Raw genomic sequence first — 24,590 nt, 5'->3', positions numbered from 1 at the left:
CCCGCCGTGAGACGGCGGGCTACTGGCTGGCGCAGCTGAATTACCAGGTGCGCGAGGAGCGGATCGGCGTACAGCCGACGGCGGAGGAGCAGGCGCACATTGCTGAGCTTGCCCGCGACGCCGAGCAGATCGTGCTGGTGACCTACAATGCCTCGTTCTCGCCGGGGCAAGTGGAGCTTGCCAAGGCGCTAGCGGCGCTGCCGAAGGCGAAGCTGGTCGTCGCGGCGGCGCGCAATCCGTTCGATATCAGCGTCTTGCCCGCGGAGGTCAAAACCTACCTCGCATGCTACGAGAATACGCCGTTCGCGATGAAGGCGCTGGCCCGCGTGCTGGCTGGCGAGCTATCCGCTCAAGGCAAGCTGCCGGCGCCGCTGGAAGCGGCCGAGGGATAAGCCTTGCCGGCGCCTTTTACGTCATACGATTTTTCATTAACCTGCGATTCGTAACCATACGATCGCAGGTTTTTTATTTGCTTGACTTCGAGCGAACTCTAAGTTATAAACTACCTTTAAATCAAAGAGAGGGTGATCGTATTGTACTCCATCCGGGAAGCCGCCGAAAAATCCGGCATCAGCTCGTACACCTTAAGATATTATGAAAAAATGGGATTGCTCCCCCCGCCCAAACGAAAAAACAGCGGATTTCGCAGTTACACGGACAAAGATATTCGTTTCCTGACCTTTCTGAAGAGCTTGAAGGAAACCGGCATGTCTTTGGACGATATAAACGAGTTCGTGAAAGATGGATGTATTTTCGACAAAATCGACTCGAATAGTGAACTAACCCAGTTCACACCGACGATAAACAAACGTATCGAGATTTTAAACAAGCACTTGGAGAAAATGGAAATCAAAAAGAGAGAGCTGGAAGCCGTGATGGCTACAACCAGACTAAAGCTGGATACCTATTATTCCATGTTGATTGAGGAAGCGAAAAACAAATGAAACCATTGAAATCTACCTGATGCTCCTCGGCTTCGCCATTTTTACAGGAGCTACTTTTAACGTTGCCAAATATACCGTCGACTATTTTTCCTCATTTTCTGCTGCGGCATGGCGTTTCGGTTTAGCGGCTGTCGTGATGCTGATGATTTTAATGGTTACCGAAGGGGTGAGGAAAAATGAATTTCGGAAAAATGCCATTGCCTATCTGGTTCTTGGGATTGTGGGGATCTTTGGATTTAACGCTTTGTTCTTTACAGGATTGAAATATACGTCTCCTGTGAACGGGGCATTAATCATGGGGCTGAATCCTTTAGTAACGACGATTTTCGCACAAATGATATTGAAGGATAAGATGACAACCAAACAGGCGGCCGGTATTTTCTTTGCTTTCATCGGCGTATTGTTAGTCATTACACAAGGTTCTATTGAAACGGTTAAGACCTTATCCATTTCGGGCGGAGACTTAATGATCTTTGGAGGAAACATTTGTTGGGCGCTTTATGGCGTACTTGGACGTCGGTTTGTCAAGGATGCCACTCCGCTATCTGCAACGACTTATCCCATGACGATCGGTGCGGTTAGCTTAATCGTCGTCTCCTTTTTTATGCCCAAACCGGTTCCTTTGCCGACTATTCCGATTGGAGCCTGGGGAGCCGTTGCTTTTATGGCTTTCTTTACAACGGTTTTGGGTTATCTGTGGTGGAATCAGGGCATGAAGGAAATTGGGGCAAGTAAGACATCTTTATTTTTTAATCTGGTTCCCGTTGTAACGATGATGATTTCATTTGCCACTGGAACGCCGGTATCGGTATTTCAAATGATTGGGACGGTTTTCATTCTATTAGGCGTTTTAACGGCTTCGGGGGTCATCACGATTCCGAAACACCATACGGAAAAACGTGCAGCGGTATCATCGTATCAAAAATCACCCTTTTCCGAATACTAAAAAACAACGTTCGGTTCCCTGTATCGGGGTTCCGAACGTTGTTTTTATGCTTGCTTAGTTTACAGTCACAAGAATGGTCGTTTTCTTGCTCGCATAGCCAACGGTAAGGGTGGCGCGTCCTTTTCCGGTCGCTTTGATTACCCCGTCCTTCACGTCGGCTACCCGAATGTTGGTGGAGCTCCAAAGGCCGGATACGGTCACGTCCAGATCCGAACCGTCCATAAACGTTGCAATCGCTTTGACATTCAACGTTTCGCCCGGCTTCATATTCGCGGTGACGACATCCGTCTTCAAATATTTGAGACGGTCGACGTCGACCGGGATTGAGACGCTTTTGCCATTGAAGGTCGCGGAGATCGAAGCGCTGCCGGAGGCGACGGCTTTCACCAGACCGTTCTCCACTTCAAGCAATTTGTAGTTGGTCGATTTCCACTGGGCTTGCGACGTGACGTCTTTTGTCGTGCCGTCCGCCATCGTAGCCGTCAGCTGAATCTGGAAGGTGCCTCCCGTTTTCATCGGAAGATAGCGCTTGTTCGGCACGAGGTCCGACACGGAACCGATCTCGACCGGGATCGATACGGATTTTCCGCCGAATTTGGCCGTGATGGTCGTCTTGCCCCGGGCTAAGGAAGTAACGACTCCTTTTTCAACCTGCGCGATCGTCGGGCTCGCCGAGGTCCATTCGGCCGTGCCTTCCACATCCTCCGCTTTGCCGTTGGCATCGATGGAAGTCAGCTTGATCGTGCGGGTTTCGCCCAAGTCCATTTGGATGGACGCCGGGCTTGCTTTCAGCGTGCTGGCCATATCGACTTGCACGGTAATGGTCACCGTCTTGGTATCGACTTTCGCGGTGATCGTCGTTTCGCCCGAAGCGAGCGCTTTGATCGTGCCTTCGCTGACCGAAGCGACCGCCGGATTGGAGCTTGTCCACTCCGCATCCTGCGCTACGTTGTTCGTCTTGCCGTCCGTATAAGTCGCATCCAATTTAATCGTCTGAACATCGCCTTTTTTCAGAACAAGGCTGGTTGCGTCGGCGGTCAACGTTTTCAGTACGCCGACGGACACCTGGATGGTCGTGGAGCGGTTGCCGAACTTTGCGGTGATCGTGGCGGTACCCGTGCCGATCCCCGTAATCATCCCGCCGCGCACTTCGGCGATTTGGTCGTTCGAGGACGTCCATTCGGCTTTTTTCTCAAGACCGTCTTCATTGACGCCGTCCGGATAGACGGCTTTCAGCGTAATTTGCTCCGAATCTCCGATCTGGAAATTCACTTTCTTGCTGCTCGGCACAAGAACGTTAGGAATGTCCACCAATACTTTGGCGGTTACGGTTTTTTCGCCGTATTGGGCCGTAATCGTCGCTTCGCCCGCTTTCACGGCGGTTACTTTGCCGTTAATGACGCTGGCGATCGTTTCCTTGTCGGAGGTCCACTTCGCTTGGCTGGTCACATCTTCGCTGCTGCCGTCGCCGTAGGTGGCGTCAAGCGTGAGCTGCTCCGATTTGCCCGAGTTCAACGTAATCGTGTCTTTGCTCAGCTCCAGGCGGCGGGGCACGTCTACATCGACGACGGCGGTCACGGTTTTCTCGCCGTATTTGGCTGTGACGGTCGCTTCGCCCGTTTTGTTGGCGCTGATTTTACCTTTGACGACATAAACGATCGTATCGTCGGAGGACGCCCACTCGGCGCGATCGGTAATATCTTCCGTATTGCCGTTCGGATAGGTGGCGGTCAATTTCAACTGCTCGGTCGTGCTTTTCTTCATCAGAAGGTTTTGCTTGCTCAGGTCGAGCTTGATGGCGTTATCCACGTCCACTTTAATCTTGGCCGTCTTCGTTCCGTATGTGGCGGTAATGTTCGCCTGTCCCGGACCGTAGCCGGTTATTTTGCCTTTAAGCGCATCGGCGACATCTGCGTTGTCGGACGCCCAGTCGGCGCTTTCCGTCACATCTTCCGTCGTTCCGTCAGGATACGTGGCAAGCAGCCGGATCGTTTCCGATTGATTCAGCAGCAGCGAAACGCGGGACTTGTCGGCATCGACGCGTTTGACCACTTCGACGGTCAGCGGAATCGATACCGATTGATTGCCGAACTTCGCCGTAATGGTTCCGGAGCCGGAGCCTTGAGCGGTCACCTTTCCGTTAAAGAGGGTGGCGATGGTGCCGTTGTCCATGGTCCATTCCGCTTTGGCGGTCACATCTTCCGACGTGCCGTCATCGTAATAAGCCTTCAGCGTAATTTGCTCGGCTTGGCCTTTGCGCAGATCGATTTTTTGTTTGTCTTTGATGAGCGATTTGACCCGCTTGGTTACTTTTACCTTGACGGGAACTTGCTCGGTCATATATTTGGCCGTAATGATAACGTCGCCTTCCGCTTTGGCGGTAATGACACCGGCGTACACCGAGGCGACATTCGGGTCTTCGGAATTCCACTCCGTTTTGATCGTTACCGTTTCCGTCTTTCCGTTGTCGTAAATTGCAGTGGCTGTCAGGTTGGCGGTGCTGCCCACGTCCAGCGAAACTTCATTTTTGTTCAAAACCAGTTTCGTGATGACATCCGCGGCCGATGCGCTCATGACGCCAAAGCTGCATGTGCTCAAGATGACGGTAAGCAACAACAAGAACACTTTTTGCATTCTAAAGCGCAAGCTCTTTCACTCCTGTTCCGTTTGTATTCGTCTGGTCAGACAATGGTACATATATCGGCATCTTGAGCGAAAAACTTTAGAGTTTTGTTGGATAATGTTACCTAATTTCTTATTCGCCTGTGTCTCAGGGGATTATTTCCCGGAAAATGACGAACCGTTTCGGGCAAGGAGGGCGATTTCTGCGGACACGAAAAAGCCGTACCGGATCGTTCGGCACGGCTTGCCATACTATACAGCGTATTAATGGGAGTCCGCCGGCGGCTCTTCCTTCGGCACCAGCTTGAAAATTTCCCCGGATTCGAACGTATCGATCAGACGTCCGAGCCATAAGTAATACCGGATCGCTTCCTCCAGCTTGCGCGTATCGGTAGCGACGACTTTCTGCAGCGCCTCGTTGCCCGGATCTTCCTCGGCAAGCCGCCTCAGCTCGACCAACGATTTGCGCAGCGCCTGCACATTCATTTCGATGGACTTCTGCCATTTGATCACGAAAAAATCCGCGAACGTTTGGTACCAGTCCGGCTCAACCTCGTACAAATCCTTGCGCATTCCTTTTTCCCACACTTTGTGCACCATTTTCAGGTCCGTCAGCGTGCGTACGCCCGTACTCATGCTCGTCTTGCTCATGCCCATTTCTTCGCCCATTTCATCGAGCGTCATAGGCTTATCCTGAAAAAACATCATGCCGTACAAATGGCCGGTGGAAAGGGTGACGCCATATAAATCCATATTTTTTCCGATGGATTCGATTACGCGTTTACGGGCTTTTTGAACGATGCCAGCTTGTTCCTCCGTCATCCCAACCCAGTTGTTCATAATTAATTATGCCTCCTGCGGATGCTGCCGCCGGTAGTGCTGAGCCGCGGCAGAATGCTTGCCTAAAATAAATATTCTCATTGTATTGTATTGAACCTGCATTTGAAAGTAAAGCTACTATCAGGAAAGGAATTCGGAGGAAATAGGAGTATTCTGTACGATACGTTTGTAAAGTTTTTTCTGTACGTACGAAACAAACTTATTTCGCTTTTGACCCATCGGCCTATGCACCTGTAAACTTAAGAGCATCGAAAGAATGGGGGGATACGGCTTTGATCGAAGTAAAGAATTTGACCAAAGTTTTCGGTCAGCATCCCGAGAAGGCGCTGGAGCTTCTCAACCAAGGCTGGAGCAAGAAGCGTATCTTTGCGGAGACGAAACAGACCGTAGGCGTGAACCGCGCCAGCTTTACGGTCAAAGAAGGAGAAATCTTCGTCATTATGGGATTGTCCGGCAGCGGTAAATCGACCTTGATCCGGCTGCTGAACCGGCTGATTGAACCTACCGATGGAAGCATTCTATTCCGCGGTGAAAATATCGTAGAGATGAACGAGGAGCGGCTGCGCGAATTCCGCCGGACGGCGATGAGCATGGTGTTTCAAAAGTTCGCGCTGTTCCCGCATAAGACGGTTGTGCAAAACGTCGAATTCGGGCTTGAAGTGCAAAAGGTACCGGCCAAAATCCGCAGGGAAAAAGCGCGGGAAGCGCTTGCGCTGGTCGGACTGGAGGAATGGGCCGATCAATATCCGGACCAGCTGAGCGGCGGCATGCAGCAGCGGGTCGGCTTGGCCCGGGCGCTCGCCAATTCGCCGCAGGTTCTTTTGATGGACGAAGCGTTCAGCGCGCTTGATCCGCTGATTCGCAAGGATATGCAGGAGGAGCTGCGCGAGCTGCAGGAAAAGCTGAAGAAGACGATCATTTTCATCACGCACGATTTGAACGAAGCGCTGCGAATCGGGGACCGGATCGCATTGATGAAAGACGGCTCCATCGTCCAGATCGGCACGCCCGAGGAGATCATGATCACCCCGGCTAACGAATATGTAGAGAAATTTATTGAAGATGTCGATCTGTCCCGGGTATTGAATGCTTCGCATGTGATGCGCCGGCCGGAGACGATCGTGTACGACCGCGGGGGGCCGCGCGTAGCGCTGGAGCTGATGCGGGAGAACGGCATTTCCAACTTGTTCGTCGTTGACAGCGCCAAGCGGCTGATCGGCGTATTGACGGCCGAAGACGCGGCCCGGGCGATCCGGGAGCATTTGACGCTTGATGCGATCATTATATCCGAGGTACCGACGGTATCGCCTAACACGCTGTTGAGCGACCTGTTCGATACCGTCAGCACCAGCCGGGTGCCGGTGGCGGTTACGTCCGAGAACGGGCGGCTGCTCGGCGTCATTATCCGCGGTGCGGTGCTCGGAGCATTAGCCGGCAACCACGACCGGGTTCGAGAGGCGGTGACCACCGATGGGTCCTAAGCTTCCGATTGCCGAATGGGTCGAAGGAGTCGTCGACTGGCTCGGCTCCACCTTCGAGTGGCTGTTCGGTTTTATTTCTTCCTTAATTGAAGGAACGGTTAATTTGTTTTCGCTGTTGTTTCATTTTCCGCCTGCGCTGGTGCTCATCGTATTGGTTGCTTTTCTGGCTTACCGTGCGGCAGGGCTCATGCTCGGCATTTTTACCCTGCTTGGCACGCTGCTGATTGCCAATCTCGGGTTCTGGGACCATACGATGGATACGCTGGCGCTCGTCATGACCTCGGCTTTCCTCTCGGTCATCGTCGGCCTGCCCCTCGGTATCTGGTCCGCGAGAAATAAGACGGTACAGAATACGTTAACGCCGCTGCTCGATTTCATGCAGACGATGCCGGCCTTCGTTTATTTGATCCCGGCGGTTACCTTTTTCGGCCTGGGCGTTGTACCCGGCGTTATCGCTTCCGTTATTTTCGCGGTGCCTCCGACGATCCGGCTGACGAATCTCGGCATCCGCCAAGTGCCGTTCGACCTGATCGAGGCGGCCGACGCTTTCGGGACGACGCCCGGACAGAAGCTGTGGAAGGTCCAGCTCCCGCTGGCGCTGCCTACGCTGATGGCCGGCATCAACCAAACGATCATGCTCTCGCTGTCGATGGTCGTCATCGCTTCGATGATCGGCGCTCAAGGGCTTGGGGCGGACGTGTACCGTGCCGTTACCCAGCTCAAGACGGGCGAAGGCTTCGAAGCGGGGCTTGCCGTCGTCATTCTGGCGATTGTGCTCGACCGGCTGACGCAGCATGTGATTAAGATGAAACCCAAAGGAGAGAAGAAGCATTGAAAAAACGAAACCGGAATCTGCTGTTGATGACGTTGTGTTTGCTCGGGGCCGCTCTGCTTGCCGTTGGGTGCGGGGCCAAGAGCTCCGGCACCTCGGCGTTTGTGGGGGATCAAGTAAAATATGAAATTATCGGCATCGACCCCGGCGCGGGCATTATGAAGGCCACGAGCCAGGCACTTAAAGATTATGGCTTAACCGACTGGAAGCTGGTGGAAGGCTCCAGCACGGCGATGACCGCGGCGTTGGACAGAGCGTATAAAGCGAAAAAGCCGATCATTATTACCGGTTGGACGCCGCACTGGATGTTCGCCAAGTACGATCTGAAATATTTGGAGGACCCGAAGGGTGTTTACGGGGCGGACGAGGAGATTCATACGATCGCAAAAACAGGGCTTAAAACGGCGGAGCCGTCCGCCTATGCGGTGCTCGACAAGTTCGAATGGACCGCGGCCGACATGGAGAAAGTGATGGGGGCGGTCATGGACGGCAAGAAGCCGGAAGCCGCCGCGGCCGATTGGGTGAAAGAGAACGCCGCCAAGGTGGACGGCTGGGTGAAGGACGTGCCGAAGGCCGAAGGCCGGAAGCTGAAGCTCGCTTACGTCGCTTGGGATTCGGAGATCGCCAGCACGAACGTCGTCAAGCAGGTACTCGAATCGCGCCTCGGCTACAAGGTGGATATGCTGCAGGTGGAAGCGGGTCCGATGTGGGCCGGGGTCGCCGGCGGAGACGTCGACGCGATTGTCGCCGCTTGGCTGCCGACGACGCATAAAGACTATTACGAGAAGTTCAAAGGCAAATTCGAGGACCTCGGCCCGAACCTGAAGGGGACCAAGATCGGTCTGGTCGTTCCGAAATATATGGAGATCAATTCGATCGAAGACTTGAAGAAGAAGTAACGGCGAGGCATAAGCAGGCTGGACGAACGTATGACGTTCTCCGGCCTGTTTTTTTAATGAAGAAAGCCGAAAACGAATACAAAGATGCCTATTCCTTCCTCGAATCTCTCGAATGTGCAAAGCGCTCTGACCGATATTGCCGAGTCGAGCAGCAATGCTCCGTTTGTTTCGCCCGGTGTGGAGAAAGGGATCGGCATCGCGGTGGTCAATGCGCTCTCCGAATCGTTATCGGTTGAAATCAAGCGCGAAGGGAAGGTGCACCGTCAAGACTATAGACAGGGCATCCCGCAGACGGAGCTGCTGACGGTCGGCTTGACGGAGGCGACAGACACGAGCGTCACGTTCCGGCCGAACCGCGAGCTGTTCGGCGCTGGCTTTGAGCGGAAGCGGATCGAGGAGCGGGCATCCGGGCTCGCAGCCGCTTACCCCGGCTTAGCGGTTATGGTTCATGGTCCTGCTCAATAATAAAAAAGGAAGTCCTTCGCGTTCAAGGGCTTCCTTCAGAGTGTTGAGAAAGTGATTTTTGACAAGAATAGAAAAACAACGGAGGTGGGGGATCTACTGGAGGAGCGATAGCGTTCGCCTGCCATCGGGAAATATCCGCTGTTTAAGCGGCTTCAATCAAAGTTTCCCGCGAACCCGGGGTCCCCGCAAAGTACTTGGACTAAGCTTCCCTGATTCAACTTCACTTTGTGGGGTGGAGCATCGACCGGAAGTAGATACCCACCCCCTCGTAAAATCTATTACTTCAGTTGACCACTTTCACAACAAGCTCAGAGAAGCCCTTCAACATTCAAGCGCTTCCTTTACTTTTCCATGGATCACCCAAGCAAGGGAAAGCTACCGTTCTTGCTCCACAGCCATGGCTTTGGCCGTATCGTTCATCCGGCCTCGGTACGTTTCCCCCCACTGTTTCATCTGCAAAATGATCGGTTCCAGCGTCCGGCCGAACTCGGTGAGCGAATATTCCACTTTGGGCGGAACCTGCTGGTAGACCTCGCGATGCACGATGCCGTCCTCTTCCAGCTCCCGCAGCTGCAGGGTCAGCATCCGTTGAGTAATGGCCGGGCAGATGCGGCGGAACTCGTTGAACCTTTTCGTTCCACCGATCAGATGGTAGAGCAGCACGCCCTTCCATTTGCCTCCGATGACATCCAAAGTAAACTCGACAGGGCACCCTTCTAAATTGGGAACAATACAGCCGCCGTTCATCTTCTTGCTCATTCGCTCATTTCCTTTCGGTATATAAATGTATACTATAAGCATTTTTGGATGTACCTGCGCTCGTTAAGTATATCACACAATTGGCCCATCGTATGATAAAATTCCTATATGTCCGCAAGCCGATAAAGGAATAGATTTCCATGTTGCTAATTGCACGGGTTGCGGCTCCGCTAAACGAACTGGCAGTTATCCGCAGTAGCTGTTTGTATTCAAATTTATTGAAATTCAAAAAACATTTAAGGTATATATTTGGTCTATGGTGTAGTAGTGTTTATTATTTGAGGATCGGAGGGATCCTTTTTCATGGTCCGTTCATCTTTGCTTGGTGTTTTTTGGGGGTTAACAGTAGCAGGTATTCTAAGCCTTATTATTTCAATTTTGGGCAATTTACTAGCAGGTGGTTTGTCGTTCGGAGGATGGTGGTGGTTTTTTCTTACATTGGCAGTACCAGCTTGTGTCAGTTTGGGATTAGCAGGATATTATCGAGCATTTGAAGGTTCGGGCCGCTTGAAGCTCTGGTTATATTGCATAAGTAGTGGTTTTCTCAATGTACTATTCATGGGAACCATAGGTGCTATTACGGCTTCTTCATTGATGTACGGATATGAAGGGGTTAATGTCTCCGGGTATTTGGAGTGGGGACCTATATATGCCGCTTTATTTTTGCCGGTCTCCACCATTGTCATGCTTATTTTAATTTTGGTATTACGGAAAATCATTAAGTCCACTAACGCTTTTAATTAAAATTTGGAAATCTGGATAGTAGATGAGGGGTGACGATAGTGGAAATGAAAATGACCGGGATTCCTTACAGATAAGGAGTTCCGGTTACTTTATTATCTTTGAACACCAAAAACAATAAAAAGCGAAGGTGCCCGAAAATGAGAAGCCTTCGCTTGCAGAGGATACGATTCACAGAATGTCCCGCCGTTTGAACTCGTTGAAGCCGAAGGCGGTGACCAGAAGAAAGACAAGGACTACCGCGCCGTACAGAAGCGGGCCTTTGTCGAATTTGGCGCTTTGGCTCGCGAGCGCAGCCATCGTCGGGTAGGTCCACGGATAGACGATCCAATATTTCGTATTGGCCACAAGGATTGCGGGGACTGCCAATCCGATCCCGATGCCTAGCGGGATGCCGATATGACGGTACCGCAGACTGAGCCAGAATTGAATCGCCATAATCGGCAGCACCCCCGGGATCAGGCGCAGAAGCGGCAGCGCGATCCGATCCAGCGGGACAGAACCGTTCGCCCCGACGAGCAGGCCCGCGGCGACGATGCTTGCGCCGAAGACGGCGATATTCAGAACGACCAGCAGCAGCGCGAGGCCGAACTTGGCTGTATAAATATGCCCGCGTCTCACCGGCAGCGCAAGCAGATGCTTCCAGCCGTTATGGCTGTGCTCGACGCGGATCATAAGCGCGATAACAATGGCAATAAAAAACGGCAGCAGCATCGGCGGGTAAAAAATGAGGCACTGCTCGATAATGACGGTCCAATCGTCCCGGGTCCACACATCGGTGTAGCGGGTAAAATTACCGACCCCTTGGGCGGTTAACAGAATCGGCATGAGAATAACGATCCACAAGATGCGCGAATGCTTTAACTTCAGCCATTCGGCGGCGAATAACGACTTCATCTCCAGCATACCTCCTTGGCGTACGGTTACAAAATATCCCTTTTTCCGAATTCGAGCATGCCGGCCAGCAGCGCGACGGTTCCGAAGATCAGCCCGCTGATGATGGAGACGCCGGCATCCCCATCCGGACCCGGCATGGTGAACAGCGGAGCCGCATACGGCAAGTAGCGCATCCATTCCGATTGGGCGAGAAAGATCGCGCCTACGGTGCCCGATACGCCGACGGCGACCGGAATAATCGTATTGCGGAAGCGGGAGCTGAGCCAATGCTGCACGCTGGCGATGCCGAGCGACGAGAACGTCAGGTACAACGCGTACTGTCCATAGAGGCCGAGAGGGAACGGCTCGGGAAAGCCGATGACGAGCCCGCACAGCCGCAGGCCGGCCATAAGCGCCAGCACCGACAAGACGGTCGCGAGCACAATGACGAGCCACTTGGCCGCATACACGTGTCCCCGCCGCACCGGCAGGCTCAGCAGATGCTTCCAGGCGTTCTCGCTATATTCGCGGAAATGGACGATAGCCGCCAGCAGCGTCACCCCGATCGGGAGGAAGAAAGCCCATAGAAAAAACACTTCGTTCAGCATCGCTTCCCACGACGTTTTCCCTGCATGCCGCTGCATCAAATAATCGTAGCGGATGGACATGTTCAGGAAAATCAGCAGGGAGACGAGAGCCGGACCGCCGAAGGCGAGCTTCCACAGGACGCCTTTTTTCTGCTTGTACAGCTCCGCCGCAATGACGCTCCATGCCTTCACAAGCTTTGCGCTCCCTTCGTCATCGTCAGGAAGATATCTTCCAGCGACGGTGTATTTTCGCTGACATGCGAGACGTCGAAGCCGGCCGTTACCAGCTCGCGGTTCAAACGGGCAGCGCTCGTTCCTGACATATCGACGTACAGGCTGGTCTGACGCTTCTCCACTTGATGGCCCCGGGCCAGCAGGAAATTGCCCGCCTCTACGAGCGGAGCGGCATCGATGCGCAGCATCGTTTTGTTCTGCTCCCGCAGCTCCTGAAGCGAGCCTTGGAACAACAGCTCGCCCTTGTAAATAATGCCGACACGGCTGGCAATCAGCTCGATTTCGTTCAAAATATGGCTGGAGACGAGCACCGACAAGCCGCGTTCCTCCGGCAGGCGGGCGATCAGCTCGCGGATTTCGAGAATGCCGGCGGGGTCAAGGCCGTTGGTTGGCTCGTCGAGCACGAGCAGCATCGGGTTGCCCAGCAGCGCCTGCGCGATGCCGAGCCGCTGCTTCATGCCGAGGGAGAACGTTTTGACTTTTTTGCTGCGCCAATCGGACAGCCTTACCGTTTCGAGCACTTTGTCGATGTCGCTTTTCTTGGCGCCAAGCAGCTTGCGGGTGATTTCCAGATTGTCGTAGGCGCTCAGATTGCCGTAATAGGACGGTGACTCGACCAGCGAGCCGACCCGGCGTAAAATATCGAGCCGGTGCCGGGCCAAGTCCTGCCCGAAGACGCGTACCTCCCCGTGTGTCGGACGAATCAGCCCGAGCAGCATGCGGATCGTTGTCGTTTTGCCTGCGCCGTTCGGGCCAAGAAAGCCGTAAACTTCGCCGGGCCTTACCTGCAAGTCGACCCCTTTGACCGCGGCAAACGACTTGAATTGTTTCGATAACCGTTTCGTTTCCAAGATGAATTCGCTCATAAAAAAACCATGCTCCTTTCGTTCGACAAGAGCATGGTATCGTATGGAAGTTAAGCTTCGCTTCAGTTTACCTTAAATCGGGCTTAAGTTTTCGGAAAATGGACGATGATCGTCGTGCCGTGCTCAAGCCGGCTTTCCACTTCGACCTTTCCGCCGTGCGCTTCGATAATTTGCCGGGCGATCGCGAGGCCCAGTCCCGAGCCTTGATGGCTTGCCGCCGTATTCGTGCCGCGGTAGTACCGGTCGAACAGCTTGGCCATATCTTCCTTCGATATGCCTACGCCGTTGTCGGAGATGACCACGCGTACGCCGTTTTCGTCGCTCGAGACGGCAACCTGCACCTGCGTCCCCGCGGGATTGTGGACGAGCGCGTTGAAGAGCAGGTTCAGAAACGCGCGCTGCAGCAGCTTGGCGTCAAAGGACAGCGGGATCGTCTGCGGGCTTGCATCGAACAAAATCGTCCGGTCCTCGCCCTCCGGGCTGTTCAGCAGCAGAATGACGGCTTCCTGCACCAGCCGGACGACATCGCTTTCCTGCTTATCCAACGGCAGGAGGTTGTGCTTAAGCTGGGACGTGAGCCGCAAATCGTCCAGCAAACCTTCCATATAAGCGGCGTTGCGCACGATCGTCGCCGCATAGCCGGTCCGCTCGTCGGGGCGGAGGTCGTAGCTTGGCTCGGCAAGCATTTCTCCGTAGCCTTTGATAGAGGAAAGCGGCGTTTTTAAATCGTGGGACAAGCCGGCGATCCATTCCTCCCGCATACGGTCCGCGCGCTCCCGATGCTGCTCAAGGGAGGACAAGGTAGAGGAGAGGTGGAGCAGGCTGCGGTACACATCTTTATAGATTCCTTTCGGCGCAAGGCGAAGCCCATACCGGCCGTCCGCAAGCTCGCGGATCGCGTCGATGACGGTCCGTACCGGCCTGGAAAGCCCGCGGGCAAACAAATAGCCGATGACCAGCGTACCGCCCAGCGTCACCCCGAGAAGCATGTAAAAGCCGTTCGGAAAAAAGGTTTGCACATTTTTAGGGCTGATATATAGAAAATATTTGGCCACCGTTTCCACGGGAAACCCGATCATATAGCTCCAGTGGTAGCCATTGTCTTCCACACGGCTGATAAAGACGGTAAAATCGTTGACGGCATATTTATAAAAAAAGGCGATTTCGCTGGGCGAGTAATGCGTCGGGGCGTGAGCCGGCTTATGATAGGCGAATGCTTCCGCGCCGGTTTCGTCCAAAATTTGAATCCAGGCCCGCTGGAAGTCCAATTCTTCCAACCCTTCCGGTGTGACGTAAGGCCGTCCGTTTTGCAAGGCGATGCGGTTCTCGAAATCGTGGGTAAAGCGTTCGGCAAAAGCAGACATCTTGCCGTTTTCGAAGGCCGGACCTCCGGCCAAAAAATAGAGCGCCGTATAATTGACGATCAGAATCAAGATCGCCAGCGTCGACATGGATAACAGAAATTGGATAATGACTTTCCACTTCACGGACGAACGTCCTTTCGCTGCAGCTTATAACCGAGTCCCCGCACGGTCAGCAAATATTCCGGCTCCGACGGGTTGTCCTCCAGCTTTTCCCGCAGGTGGCGCATATGGACCATCACCGTATTGTCATACCCCGTGTACGAATCGCCCCATACCGTTTCGTACAAATGCGCTTTGCTGAACAGTTGCCCCGGGTGCTTGGCCAGAAACAGCAGGAGCTGGTATTCCTTAGCGGTGAGCGTTACGGGAACGCCCTGTTTGCGCACCTCGCCCTGTTTCTCATCGATCGTCACGCTGCCGAATTCGTAGATGCTCCGGCTTTCCTCCTGCATGGCCGCGTACCGGTTGCGGCGGAAATACGCTTTCATCCGGTACGCGACTTCCTTCGGGCTGAACGGCTTTGTAATATAGTCGTCGCCGCCGAGGCTTAGCCCAAGCAGCTTGTCCACGTCTTCGTTTTTGGCGGACAGGAAAAAGATCGGCGCCAGCGTAAATTGCCGAAGCTGCTGGCAGACGGCAAAGCCGTCGAGATCCGGCAGCATGACGTCAAGGACGATCAGATCCGGCTTTTCGCTGCGGCACAGCTCGATGCCGGCAAGGCCGGTGGCCGCTTTGAACACCAAGCGGAAGCCTTCTTTGCGCAGCACGGCATCGAGGAGGTTGACGAGGTCCGGTTCATCGTCGATAATGACGATTTTTTTGCCCGCGATATCGCTCATCTCGTGGAGCATGGCGCTTCCTCCTTTGCAGGTTTTGTTCTATATCAATAGGCTGTAAGAATCAACTCCATCAGCGGAAGCTTCCGGTCCGGGAAAACGGTGGATGTGATCTCGCCGATACGCACCGCGCCCATTTTGGTATAAAATGCTTCCGCATGCGGATCGCTGTGAATGCGGATGCGCGGGAGGCGAAGCGCGGCGGCGGTAGCAAGCATATGGCTCCACAGCCGTTTTCCGTACCCGCGGCCGATATATTCCGGGGCGACAAACAGGCTGTCGAGCTCCGCCACGGGATCGGACGAACCGCCCGAACCCGGAGGCCGCAGGCTGTAAAAGCCGGCGATGTCACCGCCGTCCGTCTCAAGCAGGTAGACGGCTGACGAGCGGAAATGTTCGGGACGCAGCGTCAAGTCCTCGCGGCAGGCTTCCATAAACTGCGGATCGTAGCCCCAATAAGCTTTTGAGCGAAACGACAGCTCGCTGAGCGGCATCGTGTCATTCGTTGTAGCGCGGCGGAACGTCATGCTCGGAGTCCCTCCCCTTGGACATGGTTTTTTCCTAAATATACACCTATTTTCCTTCGATCGGTCCACCTACCCATACGCGGAAGGGCGAAACGACATACGCTGATGTATCAGACAAGTCGGATTCAGTTTCTCGGCTAAGGAAGGGATCGACGAATGAACAATAAAAAGCATCGTGTTGCTCCAAAAAAAGCTTCGGCGCGCACAGCCCAATCGGCAAGACGAGGCGCTGCCTGCCCGCTGCGCCCGGTACATTCCGCTCCCCATATGAACACGGCACAAGTGCGGGGGCTGTTCAGCCCGTTCGGCATCGGCGGGGGAGCAGGCGGCTTCTCCAGCATTGAACGTACCGTAAACGGCGTGGCCGGCGGCGGCGTAGGCGCTGCGGAGGTGGCCAAAGGCGCCGGTGGCGGCGGCGGGGGCTTTCTTTCGTTTTTCAATGCGCTCGGAGGACTGGATGGCATCATTTCCACCATGGGCAAGGTGCAGAAGGTGTTCACCATCGTTAAGCAGATCGGCCCGATTTTCAAGCTGTTTGGCAGCTTCGGGAGCTTGGGCGGTCTGCTCGGCGGAGCGAAGGTTAAGAGCCTTCCGCTTCCGGCCAAAGCCGTACGCAAGTCCCGTTCCCGGGCGCATGCGAAGCCCGCACGAGCCGCAGGACCCAAGCGGACCGCAAGATGAGCGCGGCCGGGCGGCCGTCAAAGCACAAATATCCGGCTCAAATTCCTCGGCTCTCGGGGAATTTGCCGGATATTTTTTTGCCCTTGCTTTATAAAGGGACGACCTGCTTTTGTTTTTCCTTGTAGTACACCCATTCGCGGAACCCGATTTCCTTCAGCCTTGCCGCTACCTCGTCCCAATCGTCCCCGACCCGGGAAGGGACGTGCGCGTCCGAGCCGAACGAAACCTGAACGCCGAAATGAAGCGCCCGCTCCAGAATTTCGTCGATCGGGTACCAGCCGCCGCAATCCTTCGTTTTGCCGGAGGTGTTGATCTCGATGGCGATATCGTACTTGGCGATGGTCTGCAGCGTGCGGTCTACCGCGTCGGTCTGAATATCGGAGAAGGCCGGATAGAAGCCGCGCATCGCGTCGATGTGGCCGAGAATCTGGAACATGCCGCTGCGCGCGGACTGCTCGATCAGATCGTAATACAGCTCCTTTTGCTCCACCTTTTGACGGTCTGTCAGTCCGTTCCATCGCTTCCGGTTGAAGATGCTGACGCCGCCCGACAAATGCACCGACCCGATGATATAGTCGAACGGATATTGCTCGTACACCTTGCGGTACACGTCCGCCACCTCGGGGAAGAAGTCCGACTCGACTCCCAGCAGAACGTCGATACGTCCGCGGTACTCCTCCCTCAGCTTCAGCACTTCCTCCACATAACGGGCGAACTCGCTCTTCGCCATCGCGATGCCGGGCTGCTCCCGGTCCACGCTGCTTGCAAAGTACGGCGAGTGATCGGAAATTCCGATGACTTGCAGGCCGTTCTTGATCCCCGCTTCGATATAATCGCGGATGGTTCCGGTCGCGTGACCGCACCGTTCATGATGCGTATGCAAATCGAATTTCATGGCGTTCCCTCACTCCGAACCTATGAATTGAGTTTCCTGCATCCCCTTCAAATCCTGCAAAAACTGGTGCAGCGCCGAGCTCAAATAACGGCCCGATTTGTACACCACCCCCACCGGATGGCTAATCTCGAGCTCGTTCACCTTGATCATCTTGAGCGTCCCGAGGCGCAGCTCGCTTTGGATCGACAGCTTCGAGATGATCGCCGCTCCGAGATTCAGCTCCACCATCCGCTTCACTTCCTCGCTGCTGGACAGCTCCATCACCACCTGCGGGGTGATATACAGCTGCTTCAGAATTTGATCCACGAACCTCCGTCCGGCCGTTTCCGGAGACAGCATGATCAGCGGCAGCTCATGGAGCCGCTCGATCGGCACATGCGCGAAACGCGCAAGCGGATGTGCGGGGGAGACGACCAGCTCGAACGTATCGTAATAAAGCACGGAGCTTTCGAGTGCGGGATGCTTGTCGAACAGGTAGGTGATGCCGATATCGATCGTACCGTTCTCGACGCTGTGCATAATTTGCGAGGTGGTCATCGAATGGATGGTCGTTTTGATCAAGGGGAACTGGTTCTGAAAATAAGACAGCACCCTCGGCAAAATCTGGATCGCGATCGAAGTCGTCGTTCCGAGGTGAATATGCCCTTGCGGCGTTTGGTTCAAATCCGAAAGCCGCTGTTTTAAATCTTCGACCGTCTGCAAAATAATCTCCGCATGCTCAAGAAAGACTTGACCGCTGTCGGTCAGCGTAACCGGCTGATTGCGGTCGATCAGCACCGTTTTGAATTCATCTTCCAGACTTTTAATTTGAGCCGATACGGCCGGCTGGGTCAGATTCAGAATTTCGCCCGCTTTGCGAAAGCTCATGGTTTTGGATATCGTAATGAGCGTTTCCAACTGATTAAGATTCACAACGTTCCTCCTCACCGGGGCGCGAACGCTTTCAATAGCATTCTCAAAATAAGCAAATTTTATCATTTGTTTATGAAGCATAAATACAATTTCTTGACTTATTCCATTATATGATACTTGCAGGATTAGGGCAAACTACGCCCCAGAGAAAAAAATCACACTTGCTCTTGCCGCCTACTCAAATTTGAGTATAATTTAGTTTAGCACTAAAAATACACTCAGGTAAAGTAAGGAGCAACTTATGGTTCAGAAGAAAACGAATACCGCATGGACGGTCGCCGCGCTGATGCTCGGGCTGCTGCTGGCCTCGCTCGACCAGACGATCGTCTCGACCGCCATGCCGACGATTATCGGGATGCTCGGAGGACTCGACAAGTACGTATGGGTCTTTTCCGCATATTTGATCGCCAACGTCGTATCGATGCCGATCTTCGGGAAGCTCGGCGATATGTATGGCCGGAAGCTGTTTTTCCTGCTCGGTCTTGTTGTATTCATGATCGGCTCGGCGCTTTGCGGCACGTCTACGACGATGACGCAGCTGATCGTCTACCGGGCGATTCAAGGGATCGGCGGCGGAGCGCTGATGCCGATTACGTTCGCCATTATCTTCGATATTTTTCCGCCGGAGAAACGGGGTAAGATGCAAGGTCTGTTCGGTGCCGTCTTCGGCATTTCAAGCGTGCTCGGACCGCTCGCGGGCGCTTATTTCACCGATTACGTGGATTGGACGTGGATTTTCTACATTAATCTCCCGCTCGGTATCGTGTCATTGATTTTCATTTCGCTGTTTTATCATCCGGTGCTGCCGAATAATCCGAATCAGAGAATCGATTGGCTTGGGACGCTTGTGTTCACCGTTTCGATCTTGAGCCTGATGTTCGGTTTGGAGCTCGGAGGCAAGGAGTATGCGTGGGATTCGCTACAGATCATCGGTCTGTTCGCTATAGCGGTCGTCTTCCTTCTGCTGTTCATCCGGGTGGAAATGCGCGCCGCTTCCCCGGTCGTGCCGCTTCCGCTTTTCGGCAACCGGTTGTTTACCGCCAGCATGGGCGTCTGTTTCTTCTACGGGGCGCTGATGATTTCCGCGGCGACGTACATACCTTTGTTCATTCAAGGAGTATTTCAAGGGTCGGCGACAAGCGCCGGTCTCGTACTGACGCCGATGATGCTCGGCGTGGTTGCGAGCAGCACGATCGGCGGACGGTTTATCGGCAAGCTGTCGTACCGGGGTATCATGCTCGGCTCCGTCCTGCTGCTGCTGATCGCAACCTCGCTGCTCAGCCTCGTGTCCATCGATACGCCCCGTTGGCAAATTACGCTCTATATGATTCTGATGGGACTCGGCATCGGCACGGGCTTCCCGGTGACGTCGATTTCTTCGCTGCATAACGTCGACTTCCGGTTTCGCGGCACCGTCACCTCGCTGGTCGGCTTTTTCCGTTCGATCGGCTCGGCGGTCGGCCTGACGGTGCTGGGCGCGATGCAAGCGTCCGCGTTGAGTCGTCGTCTGTCCGAGCTGCTCCCCGCCGGAGCGGGTGCGGCGACGACGCCGGCCGATCCGAGGGCGCTGCTGTCGCCGGAATTTCAGGCGAACGTTCCGAAGCCGGTGCTGGAGAAAATGATGGTAGGTCTTGCGGATTCGATCGCGTATGTGTTTCAAGTGACAATCGTAATGGCCGTGCTCGCGCTTATCTTTATCCTGCTGATGGGCAGAGCCAAAATGGAAGTTCCGGCAAAAGGTCCCCGCAAGGAGGGCGGCAGCCCGGAAGAGGGCTCCGGCGTTCACGCCCCGCAGCATATGTAAGGCAGGTGAATACCGTTGTCCATGAAGCTTGTCATTTTGGGTCTGCTCATGGAAGGAGACAGCCATCCCTACGAATTGCGGCATAAAATGAAGGAGCGGGCCATGCTCCATTACATTAAAATGCAGGAAGGCTCGCTGTATTACGCCATCGATACGTTGAATAAAGAAGGGTATGTCGAGGCGACGGAAATCGTGAAGGAGAGCGGCCGCCCCGACCGCACCGTCTACCGGATTACGGAGGAGGGCAGGCAGCTGTTTCACCGCCTGCTGCTGGAGCAGTTCGAGAGCCGCACGACCGTCTTCCACCCGATGTATGCGGCGCTGGTGTTCGCCTTCCATGGAGATGCGCAGCGCATTCATGCCATTCTTGCGCAAAAGGTAGAGGAGCAGCGCCGCATCGTCGCCTTGCTGCACGGCATTTACGAGGAGCATATTCCTACCGTGCCCCGCAGCGTGCTGCATTTGATGAAAGGCCGCTGGGAGCACGCCGTCACGGAGCTGCGCTGGCTGGAGCGGCTGGCCGCGGATGCCGCGGCAGGGAGGCTCTACGAATTCGGCAACCCGCTGGAGGAGTAGGCGGCGGATATTAAAAGGATTTTTAAAAAGAAGGACAGGCCCGAAAGGGGCCTGTTCTTTTTTTCATAATCTTTGTCAATATCCGGCAAGGAAAAGATCAATAAAGGAAATAGAAAAATTACAGTTTTGACGGTATGATAATGTTAATATATGGGTATTGGTCTTTATAATGGATTCACTCTGCTTGACGTTGCCTGAAATCCCCTTAAACAAGAGACGCCACCTTTCTGTTCAGTTCAAGTTTCTGAAAACTAAGGTCGCCGTCTCTTTTTTAATTGGCAAGGGGAAAACAAGCAGCCGATGGCGCATGAAGGGAGGTGGGGGAAACCGGGGGCTATGGCTTGCAGGCCTTATTTTTTTCAATATTTGATGAAGGGAGCACGATTTGAGGATGAATGGTAAAGCGGCAAAAGCATTAGGGATCTCCGTGCTGCTCGCGCTCCAGCTCATGATGCCGGCTCAAGGGTTCGGGCAGGAGGCGCAGCAAGGCAGCCTGGAACCGGGTAACTCCAACGCTCCGGCAACGACAACTTCCGCCGTCTACGATAGCGGAAGGATCGGAGCGTTGGCAGCCGTTCCCAGCCCGTGGACGAGCAAGGATATCGGGTCACCGGCGACGGCGGGCAGCGCGGACTTCAATGCCGGCACGGGCGTGTACACCGTTAAGGGAGCCGGGAAGGATATCTGGGGCACCTCCGACCAATTCCATTACGTGTATCAGCCGTTAACCGGCAACGGCGCGATCATTGCGCAAGTGACGGAGCAAGGCAATACCAACGACTTCGCGAAGGCGGGACTTATGATTCGCGAGACGCTTGATGCGAACGCCAAGCACGTCGATATCGCCGCCGTTCCGTCCGGCCTGTATACGTTCCAGTACCGAAACGAGGTGGGCAGGACGACGGCCAGCGTAAAGACGAATTCGGCGAGCCCGTCGTGGCTGAAGCTTGAACGTGACGGGAATACGTTCAAAGGCTCTTATTCCACGGACGGATCGGCCTGGACGGAAGTAGGCCGGACGAGCGTTTCGATGGGAAGCGGCGTTTATGTCGGCTTAGCCGTTTCGAGCCATAACGTTTCGAAGCTGAGCACCGCCATCTTTGCCAACGTCAGCCTGGCCGGCTCGGATACGGCGCCGCCTTCCGTACCGACGGGTCTGACCTCGCCGGGCCAAACCGAAACGACGATTGATCTGTCATGGACCGCTTCGACGGACAATGTCGGGGTTACGGGCTACGATGTGTTCCAGGACGGGACCTTGGTCGGAAGCCCGCTCAGCGCCTCGTATTCCGTCGTAGGACTGACGCCCGGCACGGCGTACAGCTTTACGGTCAAGGCGAAGGACGCCGCCGGAAACTCATCGGCCGCCAGCAGCCCGCTCAGCGTAACGACCAAGGCCGATACGACGGCTCCTACCGTGCCGACGAACGTGAGCGCGGCCGGCAAGACGGACACGACCGTGACGTTGACCTGGACCGCTTCGACGGATAATGTCGGCGTGACCGCTTACGACATTTACCGCGACGGGGCGCTCGTTCAGGCCAACGTTGCCGAAACGTCGTACACGGTAACGGGACTGACCGCAAGCACGGCCTATTCGTTCACGGTCAAGGCGAAGGATGCCGCCGGCAATCAGTCGGCCGCCAGCCCGCCGCTATCGGTCACGACGAACGCTCCGGGACCGGGTGAAGTTCCGGCTCCATGGCAGTCGAAGGATATCGGCTCCCCGGCCGTCGCCGGCAGCGCTCTGTACGATGCGAATACCGATGTATTCACCGTATCCGGCGCCGGCAAAGATATTTGGGGCACCTCGGACCAATTCCGCTATGTGTACCGGCCTTGGAGCGGAGACGGGACGATCGTTGCCTTGATCACCTCCCAGACGAATACGGACGGCTGGGCGAAAGCGGGAGTGATGATCCGCGAGAACCTGAATGCCGACGCGAAGCACGCCGACCTGCTCCTGTCCCCGTCCAACGGCTTTACGTTCCAGTACCGGACCGCGGCGGGAGGAACGACGGAATCGATCAAGCAAGCGTCTTCGAGCCCCGCTTGGGTGAAGCTGCAGCGGACCGGCAACGTGATCAAAGGCTATGTCTCGAACAACGGCATGAACTGGGGAGACATCGGCAGCGTTACGCTCGGCATGGGGGCCGACGTATATTTCGGTCTGGCGGTCACCAGCCATAACGTTAGTACGGCCAGCACGGCTACGATAAGCAAAGTGAACGTCAACGCGTCGGGAGACGTGTATCCGCCGACAGCCCCGACCAATGTAACTGTGGACAGCAAAACAGACACCAGCGTAGGTCTGACGTGGCTGGCCTCGGTAGACGATATCGCCGTCACGGGCTATGACGTTTACCGGGACGGCGTGCTTGCCGGCAGCACGACGACGGCAACGTCCTTTAAGACGACGGGCCTCAAGGCGAACACGACGTACAGCTTTACCGTGAAAGCGAAAGATGCGGCAGGACGCGAATCGGAACCCAGCACACCGCTCAGCGTGACGACGGCGGCACAGCCGGATACGCAAAGCCCGACGGCTCCTTCCAATCTGACCAGCCCGGGCAAAACCTCCTCCTCCGTTTCCTTGGCCTGGACGGCGTCGACGGACAATGTGGGCGTGTTCAAATACGAGGTGTACAAAGACGGGACGCTGGCGGACAGCACGACCGGGACCACCTTTACCGTCAGCGGGCTTAAGGCGAACACGGCGTACAGCTTTACCGTAAAAGCAAGAGATTTGGCGGGCAACGTATCGCCGGCGAGCAATGCGCTTTCCGTGAAGACTTCGGGGACTTCTTCCGACCCTTATACGCTGCAGGTTGTAGCCGACAAACTGGAAGTTCCGTGGGCATTGGCGTTTGCTCCGGACGGACGGATCTTCTTCACCGAACGCAACAGCGGCCGCGTCCGGGTGGTCGTCAACGGCCAACTGCGGAGCACCCCGGTCATTACGCTCGGAGCGCCGTTCTACTACCAGCCGAAAAGCGAAGGGGGGCTGCTGGGGATTGCGCTCGATCCGAATTTTGAGACCAACCATTATATGTATCTGTATCACACGTACAAGGATGCCAATAATACGGTGAAAAACCGTCTTGTCCGCCTGATCGAGAACAACAATACGGCCAAACTCGACAAAGTGCTGCTCGACAAGCTGCCCGGCGCCGTCTATCACAATGGCGGACGGCTCAAGGTCGGACCGGATAACAAGCTGTATTTCAGCAACGGCAACTACGGCAAAACGGACGATACGCTAACGTACCTGGGAGGAAAAATTTTCCGTTTGAATCTGGACGGCACGATTCCGAGCGACAACCCGTTCGGAGCCAGCTCTCCGGTGTATACGCGAGGACACCGCAATCCGCAAGGGCTTGCCTGGCAGCCGGGGACGAACCGTCTCTTCTCTTCGGAGCACGGCGAAGCCGCCAAGGACGAAATTAACTATATCGTACCCGGAGCCAACTACGGATGGCCGGATTACGAAGGCGACAACCAGAACAAGCCGGGCATCACGCCGCCCCTCATTCACAGCGGCAATACAAGATGGGCGCCGTCGGGCATCACGTTCGTCTCTGACGGACCGTGGAAAGGCGATTTGCTCGTGTCCAACCTCGTCGGCAAGCAGATCATCCGCATGCAGGTGAAAGAGGAGAACGGCAAGCCGGTGATCGGCAACCTGAGCTACCTGTATAAAAACACCTACGGCCGCATCCGTGAAATCATTGAAGCGCCGGACCGTTCGCTCTACTTTATTACAAGCAACAACGGCGACAAGAACGGCGACGGCACCCCGGATAAATTGATAAGGCTCGTACCGAATTTTTAAAATGCAAAAATCATAAAGAGGACCGCTCCGACGATCTCGCCTCCAAGGGGGTTAGGCTGTGTCTAACCATT

22 protein-coding genes and 1 pseudogene are annotated in these 24,590 nt (G+C 54.9%); 12 read left to right on the top strand and 11 right to left on the bottom strand.

The window, feature by feature from the left end; all coding sequences use genetic code 11:
- From PEH01S_RS14150 to PEH01S_RS14140, 3 genes and pseudogenes are all read left to right on the top strand, one after another.
- Positions 1 to 392 (top strand): annotated as a pseudogene (locus PEH01S_RS14150) (glycoside hydrolase); the annotation flags it as partial.
- Positions 393 to 527: 135 nt separating this feature from the next.
- A complete protein-coding gene (locus PEH01S_RS14145; RefSeq protein ID WP_127486177.1) occupies positions 528 to 944 on the top strand; it encodes a MerR family transcriptional regulator in 417 nt (138 codons plus the stop codon).
- 19 nt (positions 945 to 963) lie between these two features.
- On the top strand, positions 964 to 1,890 hold the full coding sequence (locus tag PEH01S_RS14140) for a DMT family transporter (RefSeq protein WP_127486175.1): 927 nt from the start codon (positions 964 to 966) through the stop codon (positions 1,888 to 1,890).
- Between the two features lie 54 nt (positions 1,891 to 1,944).
- On the opposite strand, the gene PEH01S_RS14135 is transcribed toward PEH01S_RS14140, so the two are convergent.
- Positions 1,945 to 4,536 carry an Ig-like domain-containing protein gene (locus PEH01S_RS14135; protein ID WP_246062922.1) on the bottom strand — a complete coding sequence of 864 codons (2,592 nt, stop codon included), beginning with the start codon at positions 4,534 to 4,536 and terminating at the stop codon, positions 1,945 to 1,947.
- Positions 4,537 to 4,776: 240 nt separating this feature from the next.
- On the bottom strand, positions 4,777 to 5,352 hold the full coding sequence (locus PEH01S_RS14130; RefSeq protein WP_025845942.1) for a GbsR/MarR family transcriptional regulator: 576 nt from the start codon (positions 5,350 to 5,352) through the stop codon (positions 4,777 to 4,779).
- Between the two features lie 272 nt (positions 5,353 to 5,624).
- Here PEH01S_RS14130 and PEH01S_RS14125 point away from each other — a divergent pair, with 272 nt between their 5' ends.
- The 4 genes from PEH01S_RS14125 (at position 5,625) to PEH01S_RS14110 (ending at position 9,029) form a co-directional block, all read left to right on the top strand.
- Complete coding sequence (locus PEH01S_RS14125) at positions 5,625 to 6,833, top strand: quaternary amine ABC transporter ATP-binding protein (protein WP_025845944.1); 1,209 nt, start codon at positions 5,625 to 5,627, stop codon at positions 6,831 to 6,833.
- The gene (locus PEH01S_RS14120) at positions 6,823 to 7,668 is read left to right on the top strand and encodes an ABC transporter permease (RefSeq protein WP_025845945.1); all 846 of its coding nucleotides are present in this window, start codon (positions 6,823 to 6,825) and stop codon (positions 7,666 to 7,668) included. Before PEH01S_RS14125 ends, PEH01S_RS14120 begins: the two co-directional genes overlap by 11 nt.
- A 26-nt stretch (positions 7,669 to 7,694) precedes the next feature.
- The gene (locus PEH01S_RS14115) at positions 7,695 to 8,564 is read left to right on the top strand and encodes a glycine betaine ABC transporter substrate-binding protein (RefSeq protein WP_164827837.1); all 870 of its coding nucleotides are present in this window, start codon (positions 7,695 to 7,697) and stop codon (positions 8,562 to 8,564) included.
- A gap of 84 nt (positions 8,565 to 8,648) precedes the next feature.
- Positions 8,649 to 9,029 carry a hypothetical protein gene (locus tag PEH01S_RS14110; RefSeq protein ID WP_174807135.1) on the top strand — a complete coding sequence of 127 codons (381 nt, stop codon included), beginning with the start codon at positions 8,649 to 8,651 and terminating at the stop codon, positions 9,027 to 9,029.
- A 375-nt stretch (positions 9,030 to 9,404) separates the two neighbouring features.
- Here PEH01S_RS14110 and PEH01S_RS14105 read toward each other — a convergent pair whose 3' ends face one another.
- On the bottom strand, positions 9,405 to 9,788 hold the full coding sequence (locus tag PEH01S_RS14105; protein ID WP_127486162.1) for a winged helix-turn-helix transcriptional regulator: 384 nt from the start codon (positions 9,786 to 9,788) through the stop codon (positions 9,405 to 9,407).
- A gap of 303 nt (positions 9,789 to 10,091) precedes the next feature.
- Between PEH01S_RS14105 and PEH01S_RS14100 the strand changes: the two genes are divergently transcribed.
- Entirely contained in the window at positions 10,092 to 10,532 is a 441-nt protein-coding gene (locus tag PEH01S_RS14100; protein ID WP_127486160.1) for a hypothetical protein, read from the top strand.
- A gap of 168 nt (positions 10,533 to 10,700) precedes the next feature.
- Here PEH01S_RS14100 and PEH01S_RS14095 read toward each other — a convergent pair whose 3' ends face one another.
- The 6 genes from PEH01S_RS14095 to PEH01S_RS14070 form a co-directional block, all read right to left on the bottom strand.
- Complete coding sequence (locus tag PEH01S_RS14095) at positions 10,701 to 11,426, bottom strand: ABC transporter permease (protein WP_164827835.1); 726 nt, start codon at positions 11,424 to 11,426, stop codon at positions 10,701 to 10,703.
- Between the two features lie 26 nt (positions 11,427 to 11,452).
- Positions 11,453 to 12,184 (bottom strand): ABC transporter permease, encoded by a 732-nt coding sequence (locus tag PEH01S_RS14090; RefSeq protein ID WP_127486156.1) that lies wholly within the window; start codon positions 12,182 to 12,184, stop codon positions 11,453 to 11,455.
- Positions 12,181 to 13,092 carry an ABC transporter ATP-binding protein gene (locus PEH01S_RS14085; protein WP_127486154.1) on the bottom strand — a complete coding sequence of 304 codons (912 nt, stop codon included), beginning with the start codon at positions 13,090 to 13,092 and terminating at the stop codon, positions 12,181 to 12,183. Before PEH01S_RS14085 ends, PEH01S_RS14090 begins: the two co-directional genes overlap by 4 nt.
- A gap of 83 nt (positions 13,093 to 13,175) precedes the next feature.
- The gene (locus PEH01S_RS14080; protein WP_127486152.1) at positions 13,176 to 14,579 is read right to left on the bottom strand and encodes a HAMP domain-containing sensor histidine kinase; all 1,404 of its coding nucleotides are present in this window, start codon (positions 14,577 to 14,579) and stop codon (positions 13,176 to 13,178) included.
- Positions 14,576 to 15,307 carry a response regulator transcription factor gene (locus PEH01S_RS14075; RefSeq protein WP_025845959.1) on the bottom strand — a complete coding sequence of 244 codons (732 nt, stop codon included), beginning with the start codon at positions 15,305 to 15,307 and terminating at the stop codon, positions 14,576 to 14,578. The genes PEH01S_RS14080 and PEH01S_RS14075 overlap by 4 nt, the downstream gene beginning before the upstream one ends.
- A gap of 32 nt (positions 15,308 to 15,339) precedes the next feature.
- Complete coding sequence (locus PEH01S_RS14070; protein WP_127486150.1) at positions 15,340 to 15,819, bottom strand: GNAT family N-acetyltransferase; 480 nt, start codon at positions 15,817 to 15,819, stop codon at positions 15,340 to 15,342.
- Between the two features lie 156 nt (positions 15,820 to 15,975).
- Here PEH01S_RS14070 and PEH01S_RS14065 point away from each other — a divergent pair, with 156 nt between their 5' ends.
- Entirely contained in the window at positions 15,976 to 16,500 is a 525-nt protein-coding gene (locus PEH01S_RS14065; RefSeq protein WP_127486148.1) for a hypothetical protein, read from the top strand.
- A gap of 88 nt (positions 16,501 to 16,588) precedes the next feature.
- On the opposite strand, the gene PEH01S_RS14060 is transcribed toward PEH01S_RS14065, so the two are convergent.
- Together PEH01S_RS14060 and PEH01S_RS14055 are read right to left on the bottom strand one after the other, a co-directional pair.
- Entirely contained in the window at positions 16,589 to 17,395 is an 807-nt protein-coding gene (locus tag PEH01S_RS14060) for a histidinol-phosphatase (protein WP_025845962.1), read from the bottom strand.
- A 9-nt stretch (positions 17,396 to 17,404) separates the two neighbouring features.
- Positions 17,405 to 18,307: a LysR family transcriptional regulator gene (locus tag PEH01S_RS14055; protein ID WP_025845965.1), complete on the bottom strand. Its 903-nt coding sequence runs from the start codon at positions 18,305 to 18,307 to the stop codon at positions 17,405 to 17,407.
- Positions 18,308 to 18,548: 241 nt separating this feature from the next.
- Here PEH01S_RS14055 and PEH01S_RS14050 point away from each other — a divergent pair, with 241 nt between their 5' ends.
- The 3 genes from PEH01S_RS14050 (at position 18,549) to PEH01S_RS35410 (ending at position 24,519) form a co-directional block, all read left to right on the top strand.
- On the top strand, positions 18,549 to 20,111 hold the full coding sequence (locus PEH01S_RS14050; RefSeq protein WP_127486146.1) for an MDR family MFS transporter: 1,563 nt from the start codon (positions 18,549 to 18,551) through the stop codon (positions 20,109 to 20,111).
- Between the two features lie 21 nt (positions 20,112 to 20,132).
- On the top strand, positions 20,133 to 20,687 hold the full coding sequence (locus PEH01S_RS14045) for a PadR family transcriptional regulator (RefSeq protein ID WP_246062921.1): 555 nt from the start codon (positions 20,133 to 20,135) through the stop codon (positions 20,685 to 20,687).
- A gap of 391 nt (positions 20,688 to 21,078) precedes the next feature.
- Positions 21,079 to 24,519 carry a PQQ-dependent sugar dehydrogenase gene (locus PEH01S_RS35410; protein WP_127486143.1) on the top strand — a complete coding sequence of 1,147 codons (3,441 nt, stop codon included), beginning with the start codon at positions 21,079 to 21,081 and terminating at the stop codon, positions 24,517 to 24,519.
- Positions 24,520 to 24,590 lie beyond the last annotated feature (71 nt).

Source organism: Paenibacillus ehimensis NBRC 15659 (assembly GCF_004000785.1).
GTDB classification, from domain to species: Bacteria; Bacillota; Bacilli; order Paenibacillales; family NBRC-103111; genus Paenibacillus_G; species Paenibacillus_G ehimensis.
Note: the sequence above shows the minus strand (reverse complement) of the source record. Positions and strands in the feature narration are given on the sequence as shown.

Coding starts and splice junctions, on each gene's coding strand:
- PEH01S_RS14140 (WP_127486175.1), top strand. CDS start 964: ATGCTCCTCGGCTTCGCCATTTTTACAGGAGCTACTTTTAACGTTGCC.
- PEH01S_RS14130 (WP_025845942.1), bottom strand. CDS start 5,352: ATGAACAACTGGGTTGGGATGACGGAGGAACAAGCTGGCATCGTTCAA.
- PEH01S_RS14120 (WP_025845945.1), top strand. CDS start 6,823: ATGGGTCCTAAGCTTCCGATTGCCGAATGGGTCGAAGGAGTCGTCGAC.
- PEH01S_RS14115 (WP_164827837.1), top strand. CDS start 7,695: ATGACGTTGTGTTTGCTCGGGGCCGCTCTGCTTGCCGTTGGGTGCGGG.
- PEH01S_RS14110 (WP_174807135.1), top strand. CDS start 8,649: ATGCCTATTCCTTCCTCGAATCTCTCGAATGTGCAAAGCGCTCTGACC.
- PEH01S_RS14105 (WP_127486162.1), bottom strand. CDS start 9,788: ATGAGCAAGAAGATGAACGGCGGCTGTATTGTTCCCAATTTAGAAGGG.
- PEH01S_RS14100 (WP_127486160.1), top strand. CDS start 10,092: ATGGTCCGTTCATCTTTGCTTGGTGTTTTTTGGGGGTTAACAGTAGCA.
- PEH01S_RS14095 (WP_164827835.1), bottom strand. CDS start 11,426: ATGAAGTCGTTATTCGCCGCCGAATGGCTGAAGTTAAAGCATTCGCGC.
- PEH01S_RS14085 (WP_127486154.1), bottom strand. CDS start 13,092: ATGAGCGAATTCATCTTGGAAACGAAACGGTTATCGAAACAATTCAAG.
- PEH01S_RS14075 (WP_025845959.1), bottom strand. CDS start 15,307: ATGCTCCACGAGATGAGCGATATCGCGGGCAAAAAAATCGTCATTATC.
- PEH01S_RS14070 (WP_127486150.1), bottom strand. CDS start 15,819: ATGACGTTCCGCCGCGCTACAACGAATGACACGATGCCGCTCAGCGAG.
- PEH01S_RS14065 (WP_127486148.1), top strand. CDS start 15,976: ATGAACAATAAAAAGCATCGTGTTGCTCCAAAAAAAGCTTCGGCGCGC.
- PEH01S_RS14060 (WP_025845962.1), bottom strand. CDS start 17,395: ATGAAATTCGATTTGCATACGCATCATGAACGGTGCGGTCACGCGACC.
- PEH01S_RS14050 (WP_127486146.1), top strand. CDS start 18,549: ATGGTTCAGAAGAAAACGAATACCGCATGGACGGTCGCCGCGCTGATG.
- PEH01S_RS14045 (WP_246062921.1), top strand. CDS start 20,133: ATGAAGCTTGTCATTTTGGGTCTGCTCATGGAAGGAGACAGCCATCCC.
- PEH01S_RS35410 (WP_127486143.1), top strand. CDS start 21,079: ATGAATGGTAAAGCGGCAAAAGCATTAGGGATCTCCGTGCTGCTCGCG.